This is a genomic window from Facklamia sp. P13064, from assembly GCF_050409425.1.
GTDB lineage: Bacteria > Bacillota > Bacilli > Lactobacillales > Aerococcaceae > Facklamia.
On record NZ_JBNUPM010000012.1, the window covers coordinates 1 to 18,091 of the forward strand.

20 protein-coding genes and 3 pseudogenes are annotated in these 18,091 nt (G+C 37.4%); 6 read left to right on the top strand and 17 right to left on the bottom strand.

What is annotated here, in order from left to right:
• Positions 1-49 precede the first annotated feature (49 nt).
• Together ACQV2S_RS06100 and ACQV2S_RS06105 are read right to left on the bottom strand one after the other, a co-directional pair.
• Positions 50-796, bottom strand: coding sequence for an HAAS domain-containing protein (locus ACQV2S_RS06100; protein WP_428882416.1), 747 nt, complete (start codon positions 794-796; stop codon positions 50-52).
• Complete coding sequence (locus tag ACQV2S_RS06105; RefSeq protein WP_428882418.1) at positions 786-1,148, bottom strand: PadR family transcriptional regulator; 363 nt, start codon at positions 1,146-1,148, stop codon at positions 786-788. The genes ACQV2S_RS06100 and ACQV2S_RS06105 overlap by 11 nt, the downstream gene beginning before the upstream one ends.
• A 258-nt stretch (positions 1,149-1,406) precedes the next feature.
• Between ACQV2S_RS06105 and ACQV2S_RS06110 the strand changes: the two are divergent.
• Together ACQV2S_RS06110 and ACQV2S_RS06115 are read left to right on the top strand one after the other, a co-directional pair.
• Positions 1,407-1,568: pseudogene (locus tag ACQV2S_RS06110) on the top strand (helix-turn-helix domain-containing protein); the annotation flags it as partial.
• Between the two features lie 10 nt (positions 1,569-1,578).
• Positions 1,579-2,388 (top strand): IS30 family transposase, encoded by an 810-nt coding sequence (locus tag ACQV2S_RS06115; protein WP_428885212.1) that lies wholly within the window; start codon positions 1,579-1,581, stop codon positions 2,386-2,388.
• 432 nt (positions 2,389-2,820) lie between these two features.
• On the opposite strand, the gene ACQV2S_RS06120 is transcribed toward ACQV2S_RS06115, so the two are convergent.
• The 7 genes and pseudogenes from ACQV2S_RS06120 to rplM form a co-directional block, all read right to left on the bottom strand.
• Positions 2,821-3,153, bottom strand: coding sequence for a hypothetical protein (locus ACQV2S_RS06120; RefSeq protein WP_428874027.1), 333 nt, complete (start codon positions 3,151-3,153; stop codon positions 2,821-2,823).
• 68 nt (positions 3,154-3,221) lie between these two features.
• Positions 3,222-3,320, bottom strand: a pseudogene (locus ACQV2S_RS06125) (transposase); the annotation flags it as partial.
• Positions 3,321-3,322: 2 nt separating this feature from the next.
• Positions 3,323-3,559 (bottom strand): hypothetical protein, encoded by a 237-nt coding sequence (locus ACQV2S_RS06130; protein WP_428874020.1) that lies wholly within the window; start codon positions 3,557-3,559, stop codon positions 3,323-3,325.
• Positions 3,560-3,712: 153 nt separating this feature from the next.
• Positions 3,713-3,823 carry a hypothetical protein gene (locus tag ACQV2S_RS06135; RefSeq protein WP_428885214.1) on the bottom strand — a complete coding sequence of 37 codons (111 nt, stop codon included), beginning with the start codon at positions 3,821-3,823 and terminating at the stop codon, positions 3,713-3,715.
• Between the two features lie 10 nt (positions 3,824-3,833).
• Positions 3,834-4,085 (bottom strand): annotated as a pseudogene (locus ACQV2S_RS06140) (DUF5684 domain-containing protein); the annotation flags it as partial.
• A 196-nt stretch (positions 4,086-4,281) separates the two neighbouring features.
• The gene (gene rpsI, locus ACQV2S_RS06145; protein ID WP_090289633.1) at positions 4,282-4,674 is read right to left on the bottom strand and encodes a 30S ribosomal protein S9; all 393 of its coding nucleotides are present in this window, start codon (positions 4,672-4,674) and stop codon (positions 4,282-4,284) included.
• Positions 4,675-4,685: 11 nt separating this feature from the next.
• On the bottom strand, positions 4,686-5,129 hold the full coding sequence (rplM, locus tag ACQV2S_RS06150) for a 50S ribosomal protein L13 (protein WP_428874018.1): 444 nt from the start codon (positions 5,127-5,129) through the stop codon (positions 4,686-4,688).
• 207 nt (positions 5,130-5,336) lie between these two features.
• Between rplM and ACQV2S_RS06155 the strand changes: the two genes are divergently transcribed.
• The 3 genes from ACQV2S_RS06155 (at position 5,337) to ACQV2S_RS06165 (ending at position 7,857) form a co-directional block, all read left to right on the top strand.
• The gene (locus ACQV2S_RS06155; RefSeq protein WP_428874017.1) at positions 5,337-5,867 is read left to right on the top strand and encodes a 3H domain-containing protein; all 531 of its coding nucleotides are present in this window, start codon (positions 5,337-5,339) and stop codon (positions 5,865-5,867) included.
• 68 nt (positions 5,868-5,935) lie between these two features.
• Complete coding sequence (locus ACQV2S_RS06160) at positions 5,936-6,499, top strand: hypothetical protein (RefSeq protein WP_428874016.1); 564 nt, start codon at positions 5,936-5,938, stop codon at positions 6,497-6,499.
• 95 nt (positions 6,500-6,594) lie between these two features.
• Positions 6,595-7,857 carry an NAD(P)/FAD-dependent oxidoreductase gene (locus ACQV2S_RS06165; protein WP_428874014.1) on the top strand — a complete coding sequence of 421 codons (1,263 nt, stop codon included), beginning with the start codon at positions 6,595-6,597 and terminating at the stop codon, positions 7,855-7,857.
• Positions 7,858-7,930: 73 nt separating this feature from the next.
• Here ACQV2S_RS06165 and ACQV2S_RS06170 read toward each other — a convergent pair whose 3' ends face one another.
• Positions 7,931-9,877, bottom strand: a complete 1,947-nt coding sequence (locus ACQV2S_RS06170; RefSeq protein WP_428874013.1) for a LysM peptidoglycan-binding domain-containing protein — start codon at positions 9,875-9,877, stop codon at positions 7,931-7,933.
• A 290-nt stretch (positions 9,878-10,167) separates the two neighbouring features.
• Here ACQV2S_RS06170 and ACQV2S_RS06175 point away from each other — a divergent pair, with 290 nt between their 5' ends.
• Entirely contained in the window at positions 10,168-10,683 is a 516-nt protein-coding gene (locus tag ACQV2S_RS06175) for a hypothetical protein (protein ID WP_428874012.1), read from the top strand.
• Positions 10,684-10,752: 69 nt separating this feature from the next.
• On the opposite strand, the gene ACQV2S_RS06180 is transcribed toward ACQV2S_RS06175, so the two are convergent.
• The 7 genes from ACQV2S_RS06180 to ACQV2S_RS06210 all read right to left on the bottom strand — a co-directional run bounded on the left by ACQV2S_RS06180 (position 10,753) and on the right by ACQV2S_RS06210 (position 17,930).
• Positions 10,753-11,538 (bottom strand): tyrosine-protein phosphatase, encoded by a 786-nt coding sequence (locus ACQV2S_RS06180; protein ID WP_428882424.1) that lies wholly within the window; start codon positions 11,536-11,538, stop codon positions 10,753-10,755.
• A 5-nt stretch (positions 11,539-11,543) separates the two neighbouring features.
• Positions 11,544-12,302, bottom strand: coding sequence for a CpsD/CapB family tyrosine-protein kinase (locus ACQV2S_RS06185; RefSeq protein ID WP_428874009.1), 759 nt, complete (start codon positions 12,300-12,302; stop codon positions 11,544-11,546).
• Between the two features lies 1 nt (position 12,303).
• Positions 12,304-13,050, bottom strand: a complete 747-nt coding sequence (locus ACQV2S_RS06190) for a YveK family protein (RefSeq protein WP_428882425.1) — start codon at positions 13,048-13,050, stop codon at positions 12,304-12,306.
• Between the two features lies 1 nt (position 13,051).
• On the bottom strand, positions 13,052-14,932 hold the full coding sequence (locus ACQV2S_RS06195; protein WP_428882426.1) for a polysaccharide biosynthesis protein: 1,881 nt from the start codon (positions 14,930-14,932) through the stop codon (positions 13,052-13,054).
• 237 nt (positions 14,933-15,169) lie between these two features.
• Complete coding sequence (groL, locus tag ACQV2S_RS06200) at positions 15,170-16,786, bottom strand: chaperonin GroEL (RefSeq protein WP_428874006.1); 1,617 nt, start codon at positions 16,784-16,786, stop codon at positions 15,170-15,172.
• A gap of 51 nt (positions 16,787-16,837) precedes the next feature.
• Positions 16,838-17,104 carry a co-chaperone GroES gene (locus ACQV2S_RS06205; RefSeq protein WP_428874005.1) on the bottom strand — a complete coding sequence of 89 codons (267 nt, stop codon included), beginning with the start codon at positions 17,102-17,104 and terminating at the stop codon, positions 16,838-16,840.
• A 175-nt stretch (positions 17,105-17,279) separates the two neighbouring features.
• Complete coding sequence (locus ACQV2S_RS06210; protein WP_428874003.1) at positions 17,280-17,930, bottom strand: redox-sensing transcriptional repressor Rex; 651 nt, start codon at positions 17,928-17,930, stop codon at positions 17,280-17,282.
• Between the last annotated feature and the right edge of the window lie 161 nt (positions 17,931-18,091).

The following is an 18,091-nucleotide window of genomic DNA, read 5'->3' on the forward strand; positions in this document are numbered from 1 at the left end:
ATAGCTAATGAACTCTGCGTTTATTGAACGTTGCACTTGTTATGATAATTTATCTTTTTAAAACAAACCAAGCATACAGTGCAAATCCTCCTATCATAATAATCAAAGTTAAAATTTGCTTTAACTCGTAGGGAAGAGGCGATAGATTTAAAAGATATTCTGGTAGTGTAATTAACAAAAGTGTTACGAGTAAAACCGCTGTTTTGGACCAAATTGATAATAAAATTAAGTTCAACACCATAATAGACCCAATGAGAAGGCTGACGGTGGAGTCTAATGTTATAATTGGTGTTTGAGTCATACTATCTACATAATATAAAGCAACATAGGCAGCTATAGTTACAAGTGAAATAATAGCAAATACTAAATACTTCATTTTGTCTGATAATCTAGCTGGAATAATATTTCTAAAAGCAGCAAGCACTGCAACAATAAATGCTCCAGCAATAACTAAATGACCCATAATCTCTAGAATCGAAAAAGAGAATTCGCCTCTCATCAAATTAGGTAAGATAATGAAAGAATAGGATGCAACCATAATGCCAATAATATTCTTAATAGCAGAACGGTGATCAACTAACATTTCATTGGCTATTGACCTCATATAATCTTTAGGCGACGAACCAATAATATGCTCAATCGGCTTCCCTTGGCCTTCAGCTTGTATGAGATGATCTTCTAACTCACTAACTATCTCCTCAATCTCATTCGTTTCCTTACCTTTAGAAACTAAGTATACGGTTAGATTTTCTAAAAACTCTTTACTTTGTTTCGATAGTTGAGTATTATTTTCCATTTGTTCCATCTCCTTTATCACTATCCGTGTACGACTCTCTATTTAAAACCTTGTTAACGCTACTTTGAAGGTTTTCCCAGCGCTTAATAAAATGATCCAATTCATCTGCGCCTTTTTCAGTCAGGGAATAATATTTCCTTTTGGGACCTGCAGTGGATTTTTTTAGTGTCGATGATACTAAACCCTCTCTTTTCATTCGCATTAATAAAGGATAGATCGTACCCTCACTCATCGAATGAAAACCATAACGGGATAATTTTTCTGCCAGTTCATAACCATATGCTTCTTTATTTTTTATAATCATCAGAATGCATCCATCAATGACTCCTTTTAACATTTGTGTAGAAGACAAATTACCCCTCCTTTTACAGAACGAATTCACTATCTTGTATTACATAGTATTTTAAGATTATTATACAGCTAGCTACCTTGTAATGCAAGAGTTAGTTTAAAATTCAATTACCCCTTCTTAAAGATGAGGTGACTCTTCTAATATTAAGTTTTGGTGAATTGTAAAATGAACTTAGCCATATAAATTAGAAAAAGAGCCAGTGAGTCTGCTAATCTATGTAGTAACAACACAGACATAGAATAGCAGACTCCACATGGCTCAAACCGAGCAATCGCTCGGTTACTCGGACGTTCACCTCAGACCATTCATACAAAAGTGAAACGCGGGACAGTTACTCAGAAACGCAAACAATCTGTAAACGGAAAGACTTATCTCTACTTCAGGGATGTCTATAGTGCTGCTGCGGGACAAGCGGCGTATGACCCCTTGCATGAGGGAACGGGACGACAACCTAAGTGGGTCAATAGTAAGGACTTTATCGATTGGGCGGATAAGGCTACTCAGTGAGAGGTGGAGCCCTGATGTGGTTGTTGGTTACGCTGAACGTCATAAATTGTTCTGTGAAGACTTGATCCCTTGCACAAAAACGCTTTATAACTGGATCAATAAGGGGCTCATGCGAACGAAGAACATTGATTTACCTGAAAAGGTATCACGCAAACCGCACAAGGCTTTTGAACCTGGACCCAGACGTCGCAAAATCCTGGGCAAATCGGTTGAAGAACGCCCCCAGAAAGTGGAAGACCGTGAGGAATGGGGACACTGGGAAATCGATACTGTGGTAGGTCCGCATGGTGAAGAGGACCCTGCCTTATTGACGTTGGTTGAACGACACTCACGCTTTGAGTGGCTTATTTTGATTAAGAATCAGACAAGTCAGGTCGTTTATCAAGCGATCACTCAACTCATAAACTCCCTAGGAGAGGAAGCTGAGCGACTTTTTAAGACTTTTACAAGTAATAACGGTTCAGAATTCAGCTCACTCACAAAAGCCGTCTCCTCTGTAGCTGAGGTCTACTTCGCTCACCCTTACTCATCTTGGGAGCGTGGCACCAGTGAAAACCAACACCGTCTCGTTCGACGCTATATACCAAAAGGGGAGTCTTTAGCTAGGTATACACAGGTAGATATTGATCGCATTCAACAATGGATGAATGACAGGCCCCGGAAGCTATTAGGTTACGCCACGGCTCACGAAGTGTTTGTTAAGGCGTGGAAGAATGAACAGAAAACAGCTTGACGTGATGGCTTGACAAGGAGCCTCCTTCGCCATGGTTTCCTAGCCTAAACGCCAGATAAACCGCTCAGCCCATCAGGCTACCATGGCTCAGCTCCTTATCAAACCCTCACAGAAAGATTAAACAACTACACGGATCATTGAACTCACACTTCTCATGGGCGAGGACTCCTTTGTACTAGGTGGCTAAGTTGTATTTGCAATTTATATCTAAATAACAATTATAGTACGCGTCATAAGCAACATCTCTATTTTTAGTTTGCGTCTTGGTCGCGTATAAGGAACACCAGTGTATTTTCATATTTTTATAGAAAATGTGCATTGATAGGCGTTGTGTACCCTGCATCTGCTATTAAATAAGTCGGATTAAAAGAAGGGATTTTTTCAAATAAGAAGGGGAAAGCCAATGTATCGTAGGTATTTCCTGAATGGACACTATAAGCTAATACCCATCCCCTTGCGATCGCAAGCTGTTTGAATAGTATAGGCAAAAACTTGGCCATGATCCCCTTTATGAAACCACCCTACCTCCGGATCATTGGGACTGATTGTTTGGGACTTTGTTAAGGTCTCCTTTTTTGTGTTTTTTAGCGACTTTTTTCTATGAATCATCCGATCTGCTTGAACAGCTTCCAGCATTTCATCTGCCAACCATTTGGCTTGTACCGGCACTTCTTCGTTGGTATATTTCCGGCCATTCGCACAAGCTTTGACGTGAGTACATCCATAAAAACTGCTTGGGTATCGACTGCTCCTGCCTCCAAACACTGCGTGAGTATCTGGCTAAAAATCTGTTGGGCGATACTTGTTCCTTCAAAACGCCACTTGTAATTCTTTCCAAAGGTTGAAAAATGGGGCACTGAATCCGTGAGAGATAATCCTAAGAACCAGCGATAAGCAACATTCACTTGAATTTTTTGAATGGTTTGGCGCATGCTTAGAATACCTTAGAGATGTTGAATGATGAGATTTTGATAAGCGTAATCGGATTAAAACTTGGACGTCCACTATCCAAACAATAGACATCTTCTACTAAAGCATAGTTGAATGAAAAATTTATAGGGCGATCAATTTTTCTCAGAAGATGGTCTTCAAGAACGAGTTCTTCAAGGGCATGAAAAGCGATCTGATTACGTGCTTCAAATGTTTTACTATCGGCATTAACTGACATCATGGAAATCACCCATTTTCTTTTTATTATACATAAAAAAGCCCTCTAAATCACTATAAGCTGTGATCTAGAGGGTTTTATCTACATACTGATATCTCCCTAACGGAAGATGTTTAAGTATAAATGATATTCATATAATAAAAATAGGTGCATCATTTATTTACGTTTTGGTCCCAAATATTCTGAATCATCAAAGCCTAAAATTACTGAAAAAAGTGGGAATCCGAAAAGAAGCCCGAGACCATATCCAACACCCTTTCCAAACACTTTTGCTAAGTCTAAACACTTTTGCTAAGTCTAAACAAAACATGATGATAAAATAGATATTTGCTAGCGGAACTAATAGCCATAACACTTTCCATCCATTACCGTATACAATTTTAAATTGAATATATAGTTGATAAATAGGGATCAGTGACTTCCACCCAGCTTCACCAGCCTTTTCAAAAAGTTTCCACATACCTACAATAAAAATAATTACAAATACCATGTATAGTATACTTGAAAAACCGTCTGACATATTTCCCATTTACTCACTCTCCTTCTTATATTTTTTAAGTATACTATATAAAATTAAAAATAACAAATAAAATTTAAAAACAAAAAACACCTTCCAATAAAGGAAAGTGTCTTGAATATCTGCTGTAATAATGATTGGTACTCGATTCCTGCGGAATCTCCGTCCCATAGCACATTCGTAAGGGAACAAGTTCGCAACGACTGTCCTAACGTTTTGAGAATTGAGAAGCTTTACGAGCTTTCTTAAGACCTGGTTTTTTACGTTCTACCATACGAGGGTCACGTGTTAGAAGTCCAGCTGATTTTAATGCAGGACGGAAGTCTGGATCGACGTTTAATAATGCACGTGCGATTCCGTGACGAATGGCACCTGATTGACCAGAGAAGCCTCCACCTTTTACGTTCACAATAACATCATAAGATCCTAAAGTTTCAGTAGCGTTGAATGGTTGGTTGATTACTTCGTGTAAGTGAGCAAATGGAATGTATTCTTCCAAAGGCTTACCATTCACAGTGAATTCACCAGTTCCTGGTACTAAGCGTACGCGTGCTGATGAGTTTTTACGACGACCTGTTCCTAAGTATTGTACTGTAGCCATTTAATCCCTCCTTATATTAATGTATTGATGTCTAATTTTTTAGGTTGTTGAGCGGCATGGTTATGCTCTGAACCTTCATAGACAAAAAGTTTAGTGAATTGTTTGCGACCTAAACGGTTGTCTGGTAACATTCCTTTTACTGAACGTTCGATTAAGCGTGTAGGTTTCTTGTCGCGCATTTCACCAGCTGTAGTGACACGCATTCCACCAGGATGTCCTGAGTAATTATAATATTTCTTGTCTGTTGCTTTTTTACCAGTTAAGGCAATTTTTTCAGCATTAATTACGATTACAAAGTCACCTGTATCCACGTGTGGGGTATAGGTGGGTTTATTTTTTCCGCGTAAGATTGATGCAACAACAGTTGAAAGGCGTCCCAATGGGATATCTGTGGCATCTAATAATACCCAGTTGCGTTCAACTTCGTTCTTTTTAGCCATATATGTTTGACGCACGTTGTTTTCCTCCAATATTTGTCTAGTTGTTTACGGTTACGATGAGTTTCCGGGGCTCATGTGTGGGGTAAACAATACCGTCAACTATTATATTCCTTATTAACCCCTAATGTCAAGCGATTTTCTCACACTGCTTCAAATTTATTTTGCTTTCGATCAACAGTCATTTGCCTTCATGGTATAATCATTTCAAAGGAAGTGAAATTTATGAAAGCTCAAGAAAGACGCCAAGCCATTTTAGCATTCTTAAAAGAACAAAGCGAAGCGATAACGGCCAATGAGTTAGCTAGTCGTTATCAAGTCAGTCGTCAGGTAATTGTTGGAGATATTGCTTTATTACGTGCCCATCATAAAGTAGAAATTTTAGCCACTAATCAGGGATATTTAATTCCTTCTTCCCCGATTAACAATACTGCTACTAAGGGGTATACGGGGGTGATTGTTTGTCGTCATGATGATAGTCAAATGCGGCTAGAGTTAGAAACAATATTAGCCTATCAGGGTAAAGTGCTTGATGTGCAAATAGAGCATCCGGTTTATGGTTTATTGTCTGCTGCCCTTCATATTCATTCGCAAGCTGATCTTGAAGCCTTTCTAGAACGTATGGCAACTTATGAAGGTGAAATGTTAGCATCCTTAACGGATGGTATTCATTCACATACCATACAGGTGCCTAGTCTAAAAGAATTTAAGCTAATCGAAAATGCTTTGTCACAAGAAAAAATCCTCTATGTGTAGATAGGTGTCTTGACACCATTATAGATTGTTGTTAAACTGCTTTTATAGTAAATTTTTTGGAGGTTCTTATGTCTCAAACTACTCGCTTATCTAAAACACGCCAATTGACGTTCGCTAGCTTACTCACAGCAATTGGTATTATCATACCAATGGTTATGCCACTTAAAATTGTGATTCCTCCTGCTTCTTATACTTTGGCTAGTCATGTGGCAATTTTTATGGCCATGTTTATTTCGCCTTTTACAGCTGTTTTAGTAAGTTTAGGTACTAGTCTGGGATTTCAATTAGCTGGCTTTCCTATGATTATTGTTGCAAGAGCTGCTTCGCACGTTGTATTTGCTTTTGTTGGCGCTAAAATGCTTCAACAAAAACCGCAATGGTTAGCAACAAGTCGCAATAAATGGACGTTTTCTTTCATCATCAACTTAATTCATGCAGTTGCTGAAGTATTCGTCGTCTATGTGATCACCCAAGTAGGTTTTAGCCAAGCCAGTGAAAACTTCTTATATGTTTTAATTGTTCTAGTGGGTGGAGGAACTCTTATCCACGGCATGGTTGATTATTTCTTAAGTGATTATTTCGCTAAACAATTAGCAACACGAGCTAAAATTCCTGTCTATCCAATGGTATAGTAAATTCTATATACTAAAAGGCAAGTGGAAACACTTTGCCTTTTATTTTTTTCCTATGATACAATCAAAACAAATGCCTAGCGAGGAGGAAAATGATGAATCGCCCTGATGTTATTGTTATTGGTGGAGGCACTAGCGGAATGATGGCAGCAATCCACGCTGGCATGAATGGCGCGCGTGTGCTGTTACTTGAAAAAAATTATAAATTAGGACGCAAATTAATTCTTACCGGAGGAGGCCGCTGTAATGTCACCAATCGTTCACCTCGTGAAGTATTCATTGACCATATTCCAGGTAATGGTAAGTTTCTTTATTCTGTATTAGAACAATTTGATTCACAAGATATAATCGATTTTTTTCAAACACGAGGTGTTCGCTTAAAAGAAGAAGATCATGGGCGGATGTTTCCCATTTCGAACTCTGCTCGCACCATTCGCGACTGTTTAATTAATGAGATGAGACATTATGCCATTGAAGTAATTGCTGGTGAACCTGTTGAAGAAGTTCTTTATAATCAGGAAACAGCTTCTGTTAGAGGTGTTCAAACCAGCAAAGCGACATATACTGCCAAAGCTGTCATCTTGGCCTCAGGCGGCAAGGCCTATCCTCGCACCGGTTCGACGGGAGATGGCTATCGGTGGGCCAAAGACGCTGGTCACAGTTTGACGGATTTTTATGCCACTGAAGTCCCCTTATTATCCAACGATTCCTTTATTCAAGACAAGTCATTACAAGGTATTTCATTGAGGGACGTTAATGTCAAAGTACTAGATAAAAAAGGGAAAACAATTGTTTCCCATCAAATGGATATGATTTTTACCCACTTTGGTTATTCAGGACCAGCTATTTTAAGATGCTCCGGCCATGTCAATTTATACCTTAAAGAAAGCCAAGAAAAAATTGCGAATCTAACCATTGATCTTATCCCATATATTTCATATGAAGAGCTCAAGAAACTGGCAGAAGAACAAAGAGAAAAGCAAGTTGATAACATTCTGCGCCAATGGTTACCTGACAAACTAAATGGCTTGATTCAAAAACAAGTAGGAATCCAAGAAAAGTCAGCTTATAAGCAAGTCAACCATTCTATTCAAGAAGCGCTGTGGAAACGAGTCAAAGCTTTTCCACTCACTGTTTATGGCAGTCAACCACTTGAAAAAGGTTTTGTAACGGGTGGAGGGGTTAACTTAAAAGAAATCACCCCTCAAACCATGGCGTCTAAATTAATGAAAGGCCTCTATTTCTGTGGTGAAATCATTGACATTAATGGATATACAGGTGGCTATAACATTACAGCTGCTTTTGCAACAGGTGCTGTTTCTGGACAACACGCGGCTTGGTTCAGTCTTTCTTCGTAAAGAGTTTATATTTTTCATTGCAATAAAAAACATCGCAGCCAAGGCTTGCGATGTTTTTTGTCTTTATCTATTTTTATTCAGCACTTGTTTCTTCAGTTCTCTCAGCGTCGCTATCCTTATCTTCATCTTCTAATTCAAAAGCTTTCGGATTCGATACAATTAACACGCCATTTACAACCATTGATTCAGCTGGTAAATCGTTCCACTGTCTCAATTGGTCAATACTTACTTCATACTTGTCTGCTAAAACTTCGAGTGTCTCGCCAGGAGCTACTTGATGGTAGTCTACCCATGGATTAGTGACAGCAATTTCTTCACCAATATAGACCACGTTGTCAAGTAAACCGTTCCATTCACGAAGCGCTTCAACCGAAACTTCGAATTGATTCGCTATACTTTCTAAGGAATCTTCTTCAGTCACCTTATAAATACTCGGTGCCTTTTCAGGATGGGAAAGGGTTAATTCTGTTCCTTGCTCAATTTCTTTACCTTCTTCTAATTCGCTCCATTCAATAATTTGAGCTTCTGTTACTGGGTAAACCTCTAATAAGTCTTGAATTCTTTCGTCTTCCATTAAAGTATGCTTAATTGGATAAATTTCTTCTAATGGGCGAGCTTGTTTAAAGACTGTAATCGCTTGGCTTGGATCCTTCAAGTAAAGAATATCTCCTACTTCAATCGCATCATTTAAGAGGCCGTTCCATTGGCGTAAATCATTTTCATTAATGTCATTAGCCTTTGCAATATCAGCCAATTTTTCCCCTTCAGTCACTTCATGAGTCGGCAAGTCAATACTTTCAGGATCTAGCGCCTTGGTTCTCGGATCAGTGAGTTTATCTTCATCTTTTTGTAAAGTTTTAGGTTTGCGAATATTCACTTCGCGCGGCTCCTTTTTAAGAGTCTTTGGTTTTTCATTATTAATACCTAGCCCATCGCTTTGTGGTTGAGAATCACTGGATGTATCTGGCGTGGTGGTTAATTGATTACCTGTTGAGTTATTAGAAGTTGTGTTAGTTTGACTTGGTACATAATTGGAGCCTGAGCTTGGTAAATAAATCACTTCACCAGGGTAGATCATGGTATCTGTTCGACCATTAAAAGCCATCAGTTGACGGCCAGTCATACCATAGGCTTGAGCAATAGTATCAAAGTTGTCCCCCGCCACAACCGTGTAAGCATTGGATGAGTAAGACGGTTGACTTGGACGGTTGGGATTTGTAAGATCAGTTGATCCGTTAGATGTTACTGCTAGTTTATCTCCCGGATAGATTAAATCTGAAACTAAGCCGTTCCATGCCACTAACTGATTAACAGTCACACCATATCTTAAAGCAATGGTATAAAGGCTATCGCCTTTATTAACAACATACGAACCTTGATTGTTGGATCCTTGATTAGATCCCCCAGGTGTTACAGAAGTAGTTCCTCCATCAGCTACTGCTAATAAGTCCCCTACATCAATAAAGTCGGAGGACAGCCCGTTCATAGCCTTTAACTGACTAACCGTTAAGCCGTAGGCATTAGCAATTTTATAAAGACTGTCGCCTTTTTGAACCACATAAGTGGCTGGATCTTCTTTCACTACCGGTGGCTGACTTGGTTGATCTGTTGTATTTGAACCATTTAAAGCTAAACGATCACCTACATCTATATAGTTACCTGTGAGACCATTAAAAGATCGTAATTGATCGACGGATAAACCGAATTTATTTGCAATGGAATAGAGGGTATCCCCTTTTTTTACGACATAATAACCTGCCTCCTCTTGATTACTACTTTTGTCTCCTCCATCCATACTCACAATCAATTGAGCACCTATATCGATAGTTGTACTTGATAAGCCATTTAAAGCCATTAAGTCTTGTTCAGACAAACCATATTTACGAGCTATGCTATAAATCGTATCGCCTTTTTCGACCACATGGGTGGTATTGGCTGATGCTTGAGTCAAGCCCATTAAAGTGATAACAGACAAGCAAATAGCCGATTTATTGATCAGCTGTTGAATTGTTTTCTTCATCTATGAGAACCCCCTTTTTTTTAATAGTTTTGTTTAGTAACTATAGTATAACATGACCCAATAAGCAGGCAAAGTTATTCTAGCGGAAATCATTTTAGATTCATACTTTTGTCATTAATTATTAACACGACAGTAAGATTATCTATTCAATTTATTATTTTTTTATATGAATCCTTATGCTATATAAAATTTTATATAAGTGGCTATTTTGGTTCGCCTTTCTATTGAAATAAGAATTACTATATGGTATTTTCAACTTGTTTGATAAATATTTTTTGGTGGTGATATTCTTGTCGTTAAATTTTAAGATAAGTATTAAAGTTGCTCCGTGTCATCGTCATTATTTTGCATTTCTTCATCAAGCGCTAAGTAAAGCTCATTACCTCCCATCTCATTATTCAATTATCCCCATACTCTTATGCGACTTAAGTTCAGCCCATATCAATGTTAATACTCTAATCATTGATAGCAACGGAGATTTTTGGTACTCCAACCAATCCTTAGAACAAATTTCACACAATATACTCCAAGACCAACACCTCTTCATACCTTTTAATAGTTGTTTAGATAGCCTTCTTTGGCTCAATTTACGCTATTGCTCCTATTTTAATACACTCGAAGATCATACTAATCGACAAACGGTTATCAAATACGGCTTCTTCTACTATCAATTAAATACTGATCGTAACTTATCTTTTATCTATCCCTTATCCATTCGATACCAAGCTTTATCTTTTAATAGCAATCGCCCTCATAACCCTCCTTCTATCTACTCTTTTAATCGCTTTGTAGATTTCAGCCTATAAATAGGCATAAACTTTTTAGTTAGAAAATAAAAAAACTTGATTGTCGCTACTAAACGACAATCAAGTTTTTTAAAAGAGTCCAAAGAATCTTTTTTTCTTTTTTCTTATTGATTTTGAGCGTTTAGCTTCTAACTTATGAATGGGATCTCCGTTAAAGATATCCCGAGCATTTTGTAAGAAATAGTCGACCTTTGCCTGACCAAAATCTTGTTCTAGTTGATTAAATGCAGCCTTCATATTAAATGGTCGAAAATCCACATGGTGGACGTCAGAAGCAATAACATGTGCTAAATTAAGTTCAATCATTTCTCTTGCTGTTTTTTGAAATTTTTCACCATATAAGCCCACATAAGAAGAAGAAGTGATTTGTGATAAACATCCCATCTGAATTAAGTCATATAAATCCTCATAATTTTCAGCTAATTGATGATTTCTTTCTGGATGCGCAATTAAAGGTGTTATTCCCATATCAATTAACTGCAATAGCATTTTAGGCGCAAATTCTGGGACTTTAGCAGTTGGAAATTCAATCAAATAATATTTATCCGATCCATCTAGAGATAATAAATCACCATTATAATAATCTTCCATAAATTGCTTGGTTAAGCGTATTTCTTGACCGGGATACACTTTAACTTGTAGGCCAGCTCTTTCGTAATCAGCAGATAATTTGTCCGTAAATTTTATAACATCCTCTTTATGATTAATAAATTGACCATTACGATGGTGGGGGGTTAAAACAATATGTTGGACCCCTTCTTCTTGACCCATTTTAGCTAGGTAAATAGAATCTTCTAGCGTTTGCGCCCCATCGTCTACTCCGGGTATAAGATGTGAATGTAAATCAACAATCATTTTTATTACTCACCCTTGCTATCTTTTTCGGAATCATGACCGTAACCATAACCATAATATGAATAATAGCCTGATCCTTCTTCACGCGGAACACCATTCATAACATATCCTAAAATATTCGCATTGACATTATCTAAGATTTCTTTCGCTTGGCGTACTTCCTCACGACGAACATAGCCATAACGTAATACCATCAAAATACCATCCACACGTGTTGCTAAAATTTGTGGATCAGCCACAGCAGTAATAGGTGGCGTATCATAGATTATCAAATCAAAATATTGATTCAACTCATGCATAATGGATGTCATACGAGCTGAACCGAGTAATTCTGAAGGGTTCGGCGGAATAGGTCCACACGGCAATAAGTAAAGACCTGTTTCGGGATTATGTTGAACTACCTGATTAAATTTGACCTCAGGATTGGCAATTAAGGTTGACAGTCCTTCTTTATTATCGATTCTAAAAGTTCGATGAAGGGTTGGCTTACGCATATCCGCATCAACAATCAAAACCTTTTTCTCTGTTTGAGCCATAACAACCGCTAAGTTTGCTGAAACGGTCGACTTGCCTTCAGCCGGAATACAAGAAGAAATTAGTAAACTCTTAAGCTTCCGATCGACTTGAGCAAATTCAATATTCGTACGGATGGCACGAAATTGCTCCGCATTAATAGATTGAGGAGATGTATAAGTAATTAAAGAGGTTCCAAATTCTTGATCTTTTAATAATTTGCTTTCTTTTTTCTTTCGAGTATTAAACATGCTAAACCTTCTTTCTAGTCCGTTTTTGTGATTTACTACTTGCTATACGAGAACTTTTCATTTCTTTATTTGAAAGTTGATAAATATGTCCTAAATCATTCATTCCTAGACTTGCCATAAATTCATCATCTTTGACGGTTGTGTCAGAAATTTCGGATAATATAATAATTAAGATGGCTATCGCCAGACCCATTAGGGCCCCAATAATTGAATAAATTGGCAAACTAGGAGAAACTCGGTTTGGGTTAAAAGAAGCTGGAGAAAGAATAAAAATGTTGGTATCTTCTCCCCCATAAATATCGCTGACTGTTTCTTCAAAAACTGTAATCACATTATAAAGAACATTTTGAGCAGCTTGAGGAGACTCAAGCTGAACGGAAACATAAAAAGCTTGTGAGTTTGGTGATTGTTCCACCGTAATAGCATCTTTTAAATCTCCTACCGAATAAGCCTTATTGGCATCATCGCTCACTCGATTAAGAACACTGTCACCCGTGATAATATCGCGGTAAGTATTAATCAACTGTGAGTTAGCTTGTAATTCACTGTATTGGATAGGCGATTGTCCCATTCGCTCTTCTGATTGATTCACTAAAAGCTGAGCCGTTGAGCGGTAATTAGGTGTTACAAATAAAATCATAAAAGCAATCGCCAAAATAATCCCTAAGAGTATTAAACTAAATATTTTAAAAGCATGCTTAGTAAATAATTTCCATAAATCTTTTAAGCTAATTTCTTCTTGTTGCATGTTAACCTCCGTATTGTGTGCTATCATTAGCAAATTTTATTATCTTTTCTTTCATAATTTTAGGCTGATGAACCGACTCTTTCAAACTTTCGACAAATTCCAAAGTCTCTTGTAGTGGAATTGGTACAACTTTTCCAACAAATATTTGATCATTTAATTGATTTTCAACAAGTTCTGATCCGGTCAATAATTCTTCATAAAGCTTCTCACCTGGTCGAATACCTGACTCTCGAATACCGATTTCTTCAACTGTATGCCCGGAAAGGAGAATCATTTTCTTGGCTAAATCAAGAATTTTAACAGGTTCCCCCATGTCAAGGATAAAAACTTCACCATCTTGGGCAAAAGTTCCAGCAAAAACAACTAATTGGCTGGCTTCTGGAATAGTCATAAAATAGCGAATCATTCTAAAATCTGTAACTAACACAGGACCTCCAGCGGCTATTTGCTTTTTAAAAGCAGGAACAACACTGCCTCGACTGCCCAGTACATTTCCAAAACGAACTGCACAATAAAGGGATGCTGACTGCTTGTTCATGCCAGTGATAATTAACTCAGCTACTCGTTTAGTCGCTCCCATAATATTAGGGGGATTGACCGCTTTATCCGTAGATATCATTACCATTTTAGACACTCTAGCTTGATCGACAGCTCGTGCGACATTGTATGTGCCCAAAATATTATTTTTATAAGCTTCGACCGGGTTAGCTTCCATTAAAGGTACGTGTTTGTGAGCAGCCGCGTGATAGATAATATCAGGTTGATATTCTTTAAATATTTCTAATAGACGGTCATAGTCTTGGATATCCGCAATAACCGGAATATATTGAATCATACGTTCGTTATAAGTTTTAATCATCTCATGATAGATAAGATAGATAGAGTTCTCCCCATGCCCTAATAAAATAACTTTTGCTGGATTATGTTTAGAAATTTGACGGGTTATTTCAGATCCGATAGACCCTCCTGCTCCCGTTATTAGAATGGTTTTCCCTTCTAATTCCTTTCTCATAGCAGTTTCGTCTAGTTCGATTTCCTGACGGCCCAAAAGGTCTGAAATCTTAATTTCACGCATGGATTCTTTTGGTTGATGGATTCCTAATAAAACGTCTTCAACTTTTGGCATATTATAAACGCGCACACCTAATTCGTTACAATAACGAAGTATTTCTTCATATTTTTCTGGTTTCAGGGAAGGAATAGCAATGACAGCTTTTACGATATTGTACTGCTTAGTTAATTCCGTAAGTTGTTCTAAGCCCCCTACTACCTCGACGCCTCCTATATTCATACCAATTTTAGAGTGGTCTTCATCTAGGATAGCAACCACTTTTTCGTTTCTTGGATGACGTTGGTAAGCATTCATAAAAAGTGATCCACCGTCTCCTGCTCCAATTAATACAATATTTTCTCTATTTTTGTTATCGATATTAGTGACTCTGTTTTTAGTGTGATAAATATATTGCCATAATATTCGTAAAGCACTGATTGCAACTCCTGCTAGACCTGCTACTATAATTAAATAGCGAAAAGAGAGCCATTTAAGCACTATAGATAAAATCAACCCAGAAATTAAATTGGCAAAAATAACAATTAAAAATAAAAGCGAAAAGTCGACCATAGTCGCATAGCGCTTTATACGTGAATCGACTTTAAAATGCTTAGAGACTGCATAATATAAACCAAAGGACAATAATAAATGTCCCACATAAAACTGCATTGGGACTTTGAATATACCTAAAAAAATGACTAAAGCAACAATTGTTGCTAGACAAAAAGCTAAAAGGTCACTGACTGCCCATATCAATCGTTTGTGGGCAAAAGGTAGGTTTTCTACCCATTGAACGAAACGAAGTGATAACGTCTCTTGGTTTCTTAACATGCTTTCATTCCTCACTATAATCTATTAGCTATATAGAACATTATCTTTCTCTAGTACGTCCTAATTTTGATAGCCATATTATCTCTATCATTTTACCGATATTATTAGGCACTTTCAATGTGTTTAAGGACAAATTTCATTAAAACTATCTAATTATAGTCAGGAAAATAAAAAAAGCAAACGATTTAAGGTTAAAACCACCTTAAATCGTTTGCCTAATCAATTTATTTAATTGACTTACATCATACCCATACCTGGTTGGGCAGGCATTTCAGGTTCGTCTTTAGGAATTTCAGCTACGACAGCTTCAGTTGTTAATAATAAAGCGGCTACTGATGCAGCATTTTGTAAGGCTGAACGAGTTACCTTAGTTGGATCAACAATACCAGATTGAATCATATCTTCAAACTGATCCGTTGTTGCATTATAACCTGTTCCTTCTTTTGAAGAAATAATTTTATTGACGATCACTGAGCCTTCACGACCTGCATTTTCAGCAATTTGACGAACAGGTTCTTCTAAAGCACGAACCACAATCTTCACCCCAGTTGCTTCATCATCAGTTTCTGTTTCTGTGGCAGCTACTTGATCTTTAATGATTAAGTAAGCTGCTCCTCCACCCGCTACGATTCCCTCTTCAACAGCAGCGCGAGTGGCATTTAATGCATCTTCAATACGTAATTTAACTTCTTTTTGTTCGGTTTCAGTTGCTGCTCCGACTTTAATGACTGCTACACCACCAGCTAATTTGGCTAAACGTTCTTGTAATTTTTCTTTGTCATAGCTTGAAGTAGTTTCTTCTGCTTGGTGACGAATTAAAGCTACACGTTCTTTAATAGCTTCGGATGAACCAGCACCTTCAACAATCGTTGTGTCATCTTTAGTCACAGTCACTTTTCCAGCTGAACCTAAGTGGTCGATGGTTGCATCTTTTAATTCAAAGCCTAATTCTTCAGAAATTACAGTAGCTCCAGTAAGAATCGCAACATCTTCTAACATCGCTTTACGACGGTCTCCAAATCCTGGTGCTTTAACTGCAGCTACATTTAAAGTTCCGCGTAATTTATTTAAAACTAAAGTTGGTAAAGCTTCCCCTTCAACATCTTCAGCAATAATCAATAACGGACGGCCAGATTGCATTACTGCTTCTAATACTGGAAGCGCATCTTGAATGTTAGAAATCTTGCGGTCTGTAATTAAGATATATGGATTTTCTAAATCTGAAATCATTTTTTCATTATCGGTTACCATATATTGTGATAAGTAACCACGATCGAATTGCATACCTTCTACAACTGATAATTCAGTCTCAATGGTTTGAGAATCTTCAATAGTGATTACACCATCGTTGCCGACTTTTTCCATAGCATCAGCAATCAATTCGCCAACCTTTTGGTCTCCTGATGATACAGCTGCTACTTGTGCAATCGCTTCTTTAGAAGATACAGGTTGTGATAATTCTTTTAAAGCTGCTACAGCTGTCTTAGTTGCTTTATCAATTCCACGACGAATACCAACTGGGTTAGCACCTGCTGTAACGTTCTTCATTCCTTCACGTGCAATTGCTTGAGTTAAAACAGTGGCAGTCGTTGTTCCGTCTCCAGCTATATCATTGGTTTTTGAAGCTACTTCTTGCACTAATTGAGCACCCATATTTTCATAACGGTCTTCCAATTCTATTTCACGCGCAATGGTTACCCCGTCGTTTGTAATAAGTGGAGAACCGTAAGTCTTATCTAAGACAACGTTACGTCCCTTAGGGCCCATTGTTGTTTTAACCGTATCTGCTAATAAGTCTACCCCGCGCAATAAAGCTGCACGTGCGTCTTCTGAGAATTTCAATTCTTTTGCCATTTATACCGCTCCTTTATATCTTTTTCTATTGAGTTCTTTATTAAATATCTTTTATTCAATAATTGCTAAAGCTTCTTTTAATTCGATAATAATAAATTTTTCACCTTGGTCTTCAATCTCGGTCGCTGAATAAGATTTATAGATAACTTGATCGCCAACTTTAATTCCGTCTTCTGATTCTATTTCAGGACCAACCGATACTACTTCACCAATTTGTTGTTTTTCTTGAGCAGAGCTAGGTAACACAAAGCCGCTTGCTGTTGTTTCTTCGACTTCCTTTGGTTTTAGAACAATACGTTTTGCTAAAGGTTTCAACATGAAAATCCCTCCAAATTTTATTATTTAGCACTCTGTTGATATAAGTGCTAATCACAATTAATATATTAGACCATCTTTGATTAAAAAGCAAGAAATAGATATAAAAATCTCATTATTTTTTCCTAAAACCATAAAAAAACTTCTCACTATAAATAGTAAGAAGTCCAATCATTTTCTATTCTCTTGCTAACTGATCAGCAATTTCTTCTTGGTTAATGAAATAAATCAAGGTCTGCAGTTCATTGGTTAAATCAACATTTTGTACGCGAACACTTTCAGGTACTTCAAAACGTAATGGGGTAAAGTTCAAAACTCCCTTTATACCAGCAGCTATTAATCGTTCCATTATTTCGTCTGCATATTCTTGAGGAACAGTTAAGATAGCCACATCGATTGCTTGGATTTCTAATTGCTCTTCTAACTCATCAATCGAATAGATAGGAATGCCCGAATGGACAGTTCCAATCAAATCAGGATTGACATCAAAACCGGCACCAATTCTGACATTATTAGATTTTCTAAAGTTATAGTTTAATAAGGCATTCCCTAATGATCCAACTCCGATCAAGGCAGTGGTTGTTAGACGATCTTGATTGAGTGTCTTCCCAAAAAACTGAAGCAAATATTCCACATCATAACCATAGCCTCTTTTCCCAAGGGCTCCAAAATAAGAAAAATCACGCCGAATGGTCGCACTGTCAACTTTAACAGCATCACTGAGTTCGGTTGATGAAATGCGCGTCTTACCAGCATTGTATAAGTATCGCAAATAACGATGATAAATTGGCAAACGCTTGGCCGTCGCTCGTGGGATTTCTTTCACCATTCTACTTCCTCCGTTCATCCTAACTTTCACTTGTTTGTGTGTTTTCTCACAATTTGATAAGTCTAGTATATCATCAAACGAAGATAATGCCAATCAGTAGAGAGTCTTTTTTAAAAAAAATTCACAAACTTTTTAAAAAGCCAGTTGAATCGAAACTAGTG

Coding starts and splice junctions, on each gene's coding strand:
- ACQV2S_RS06100 (WP_428882416.1), bottom strand. CDS start 796: ATGGAAAATAATACTCAACTATCGAAACAAAGTAAAGAGTTTTTAGAA.
- ACQV2S_RS06115 (WP_428885212.1), top strand. CDS start 1,579: ATGAGGGAACGGGACGACAACCTAAGTGGGTCAATAGTAAGGACTTTA.
- ACQV2S_RS06130 (WP_428874020.1), bottom strand. CDS start 3,559: ATGATGTCAGTTAATGCCGATAGTAAAACATTTGAAGCACGTAATCAG.
- rpsI (WP_090289633.1), bottom strand. CDS start 4,674: ATGGCTACAGTACAATACTTAGGAACAGGTCGTCGTAAAAACTCATCA.
- ACQV2S_RS06155 (WP_428874017.1), top strand. CDS start 5,337: ATGAAAGCTCAAGAAAGACGCCAAGCCATTTTAGCATTCTTAAAAGAA.
- ACQV2S_RS06160 (WP_428874016.1), top strand. CDS start 5,936: ATGTCTCAAACTACTCGCTTATCTAAAACACGCCAATTGACGTTCGCT.
- ACQV2S_RS06165 (WP_428874014.1), top strand. CDS start 6,595: ATGAATCGCCCTGATGTTATTGTTATTGGTGGAGGCACTAGCGGAATG.
- ACQV2S_RS06170 (WP_428874013.1), bottom strand. CDS start 9,877: ATGAAGAAAACAATTCAACAGCTGATCAATAAATCGGCTATTTGCTTG.
- ACQV2S_RS06180 (WP_428882424.1), bottom strand. CDS start 11,538: ATGATTGTTGATTTACATTCACATCTTATACCCGGAGTAGACGATGGG.
- ACQV2S_RS06185 (WP_428874009.1), bottom strand. CDS start 12,302: ATGTTTAATACTCGAAAGAAAAAAGAAAGCAAATTATTAAAAGATCAA.
- ACQV2S_RS06190 (WP_428882425.1), bottom strand. CDS start 13,050: ATGCAACAAGAAGAAATTAGCTTAAAAGATTTATGGAAATTATTTACT.
- ACQV2S_RS06195 (WP_428882426.1), bottom strand. CDS start 14,932: ATGTTAAGAAACCAAGAGACGTTATCACTTCGTTTCGTTCAATGGGTA.
- groL (WP_428874006.1), bottom strand. CDS start 16,786: ATGGCAAAAGAATTGAAATTCTCAGAAGACGCACGTGCAGCTTTATTG.
- ACQV2S_RS06205 (WP_428874005.1), bottom strand. CDS start 17,104: ATGTTGAAACCTTTAGCAAAACGTATTGTTCTAAAACCAAAGGAAGTC.
- ACQV2S_RS06210 (WP_428874003.1), bottom strand. CDS start 17,930: ATGGTGAAAGAAATCCCACGAGCGACGGCCAAGCGTTTGCCAATTTAT.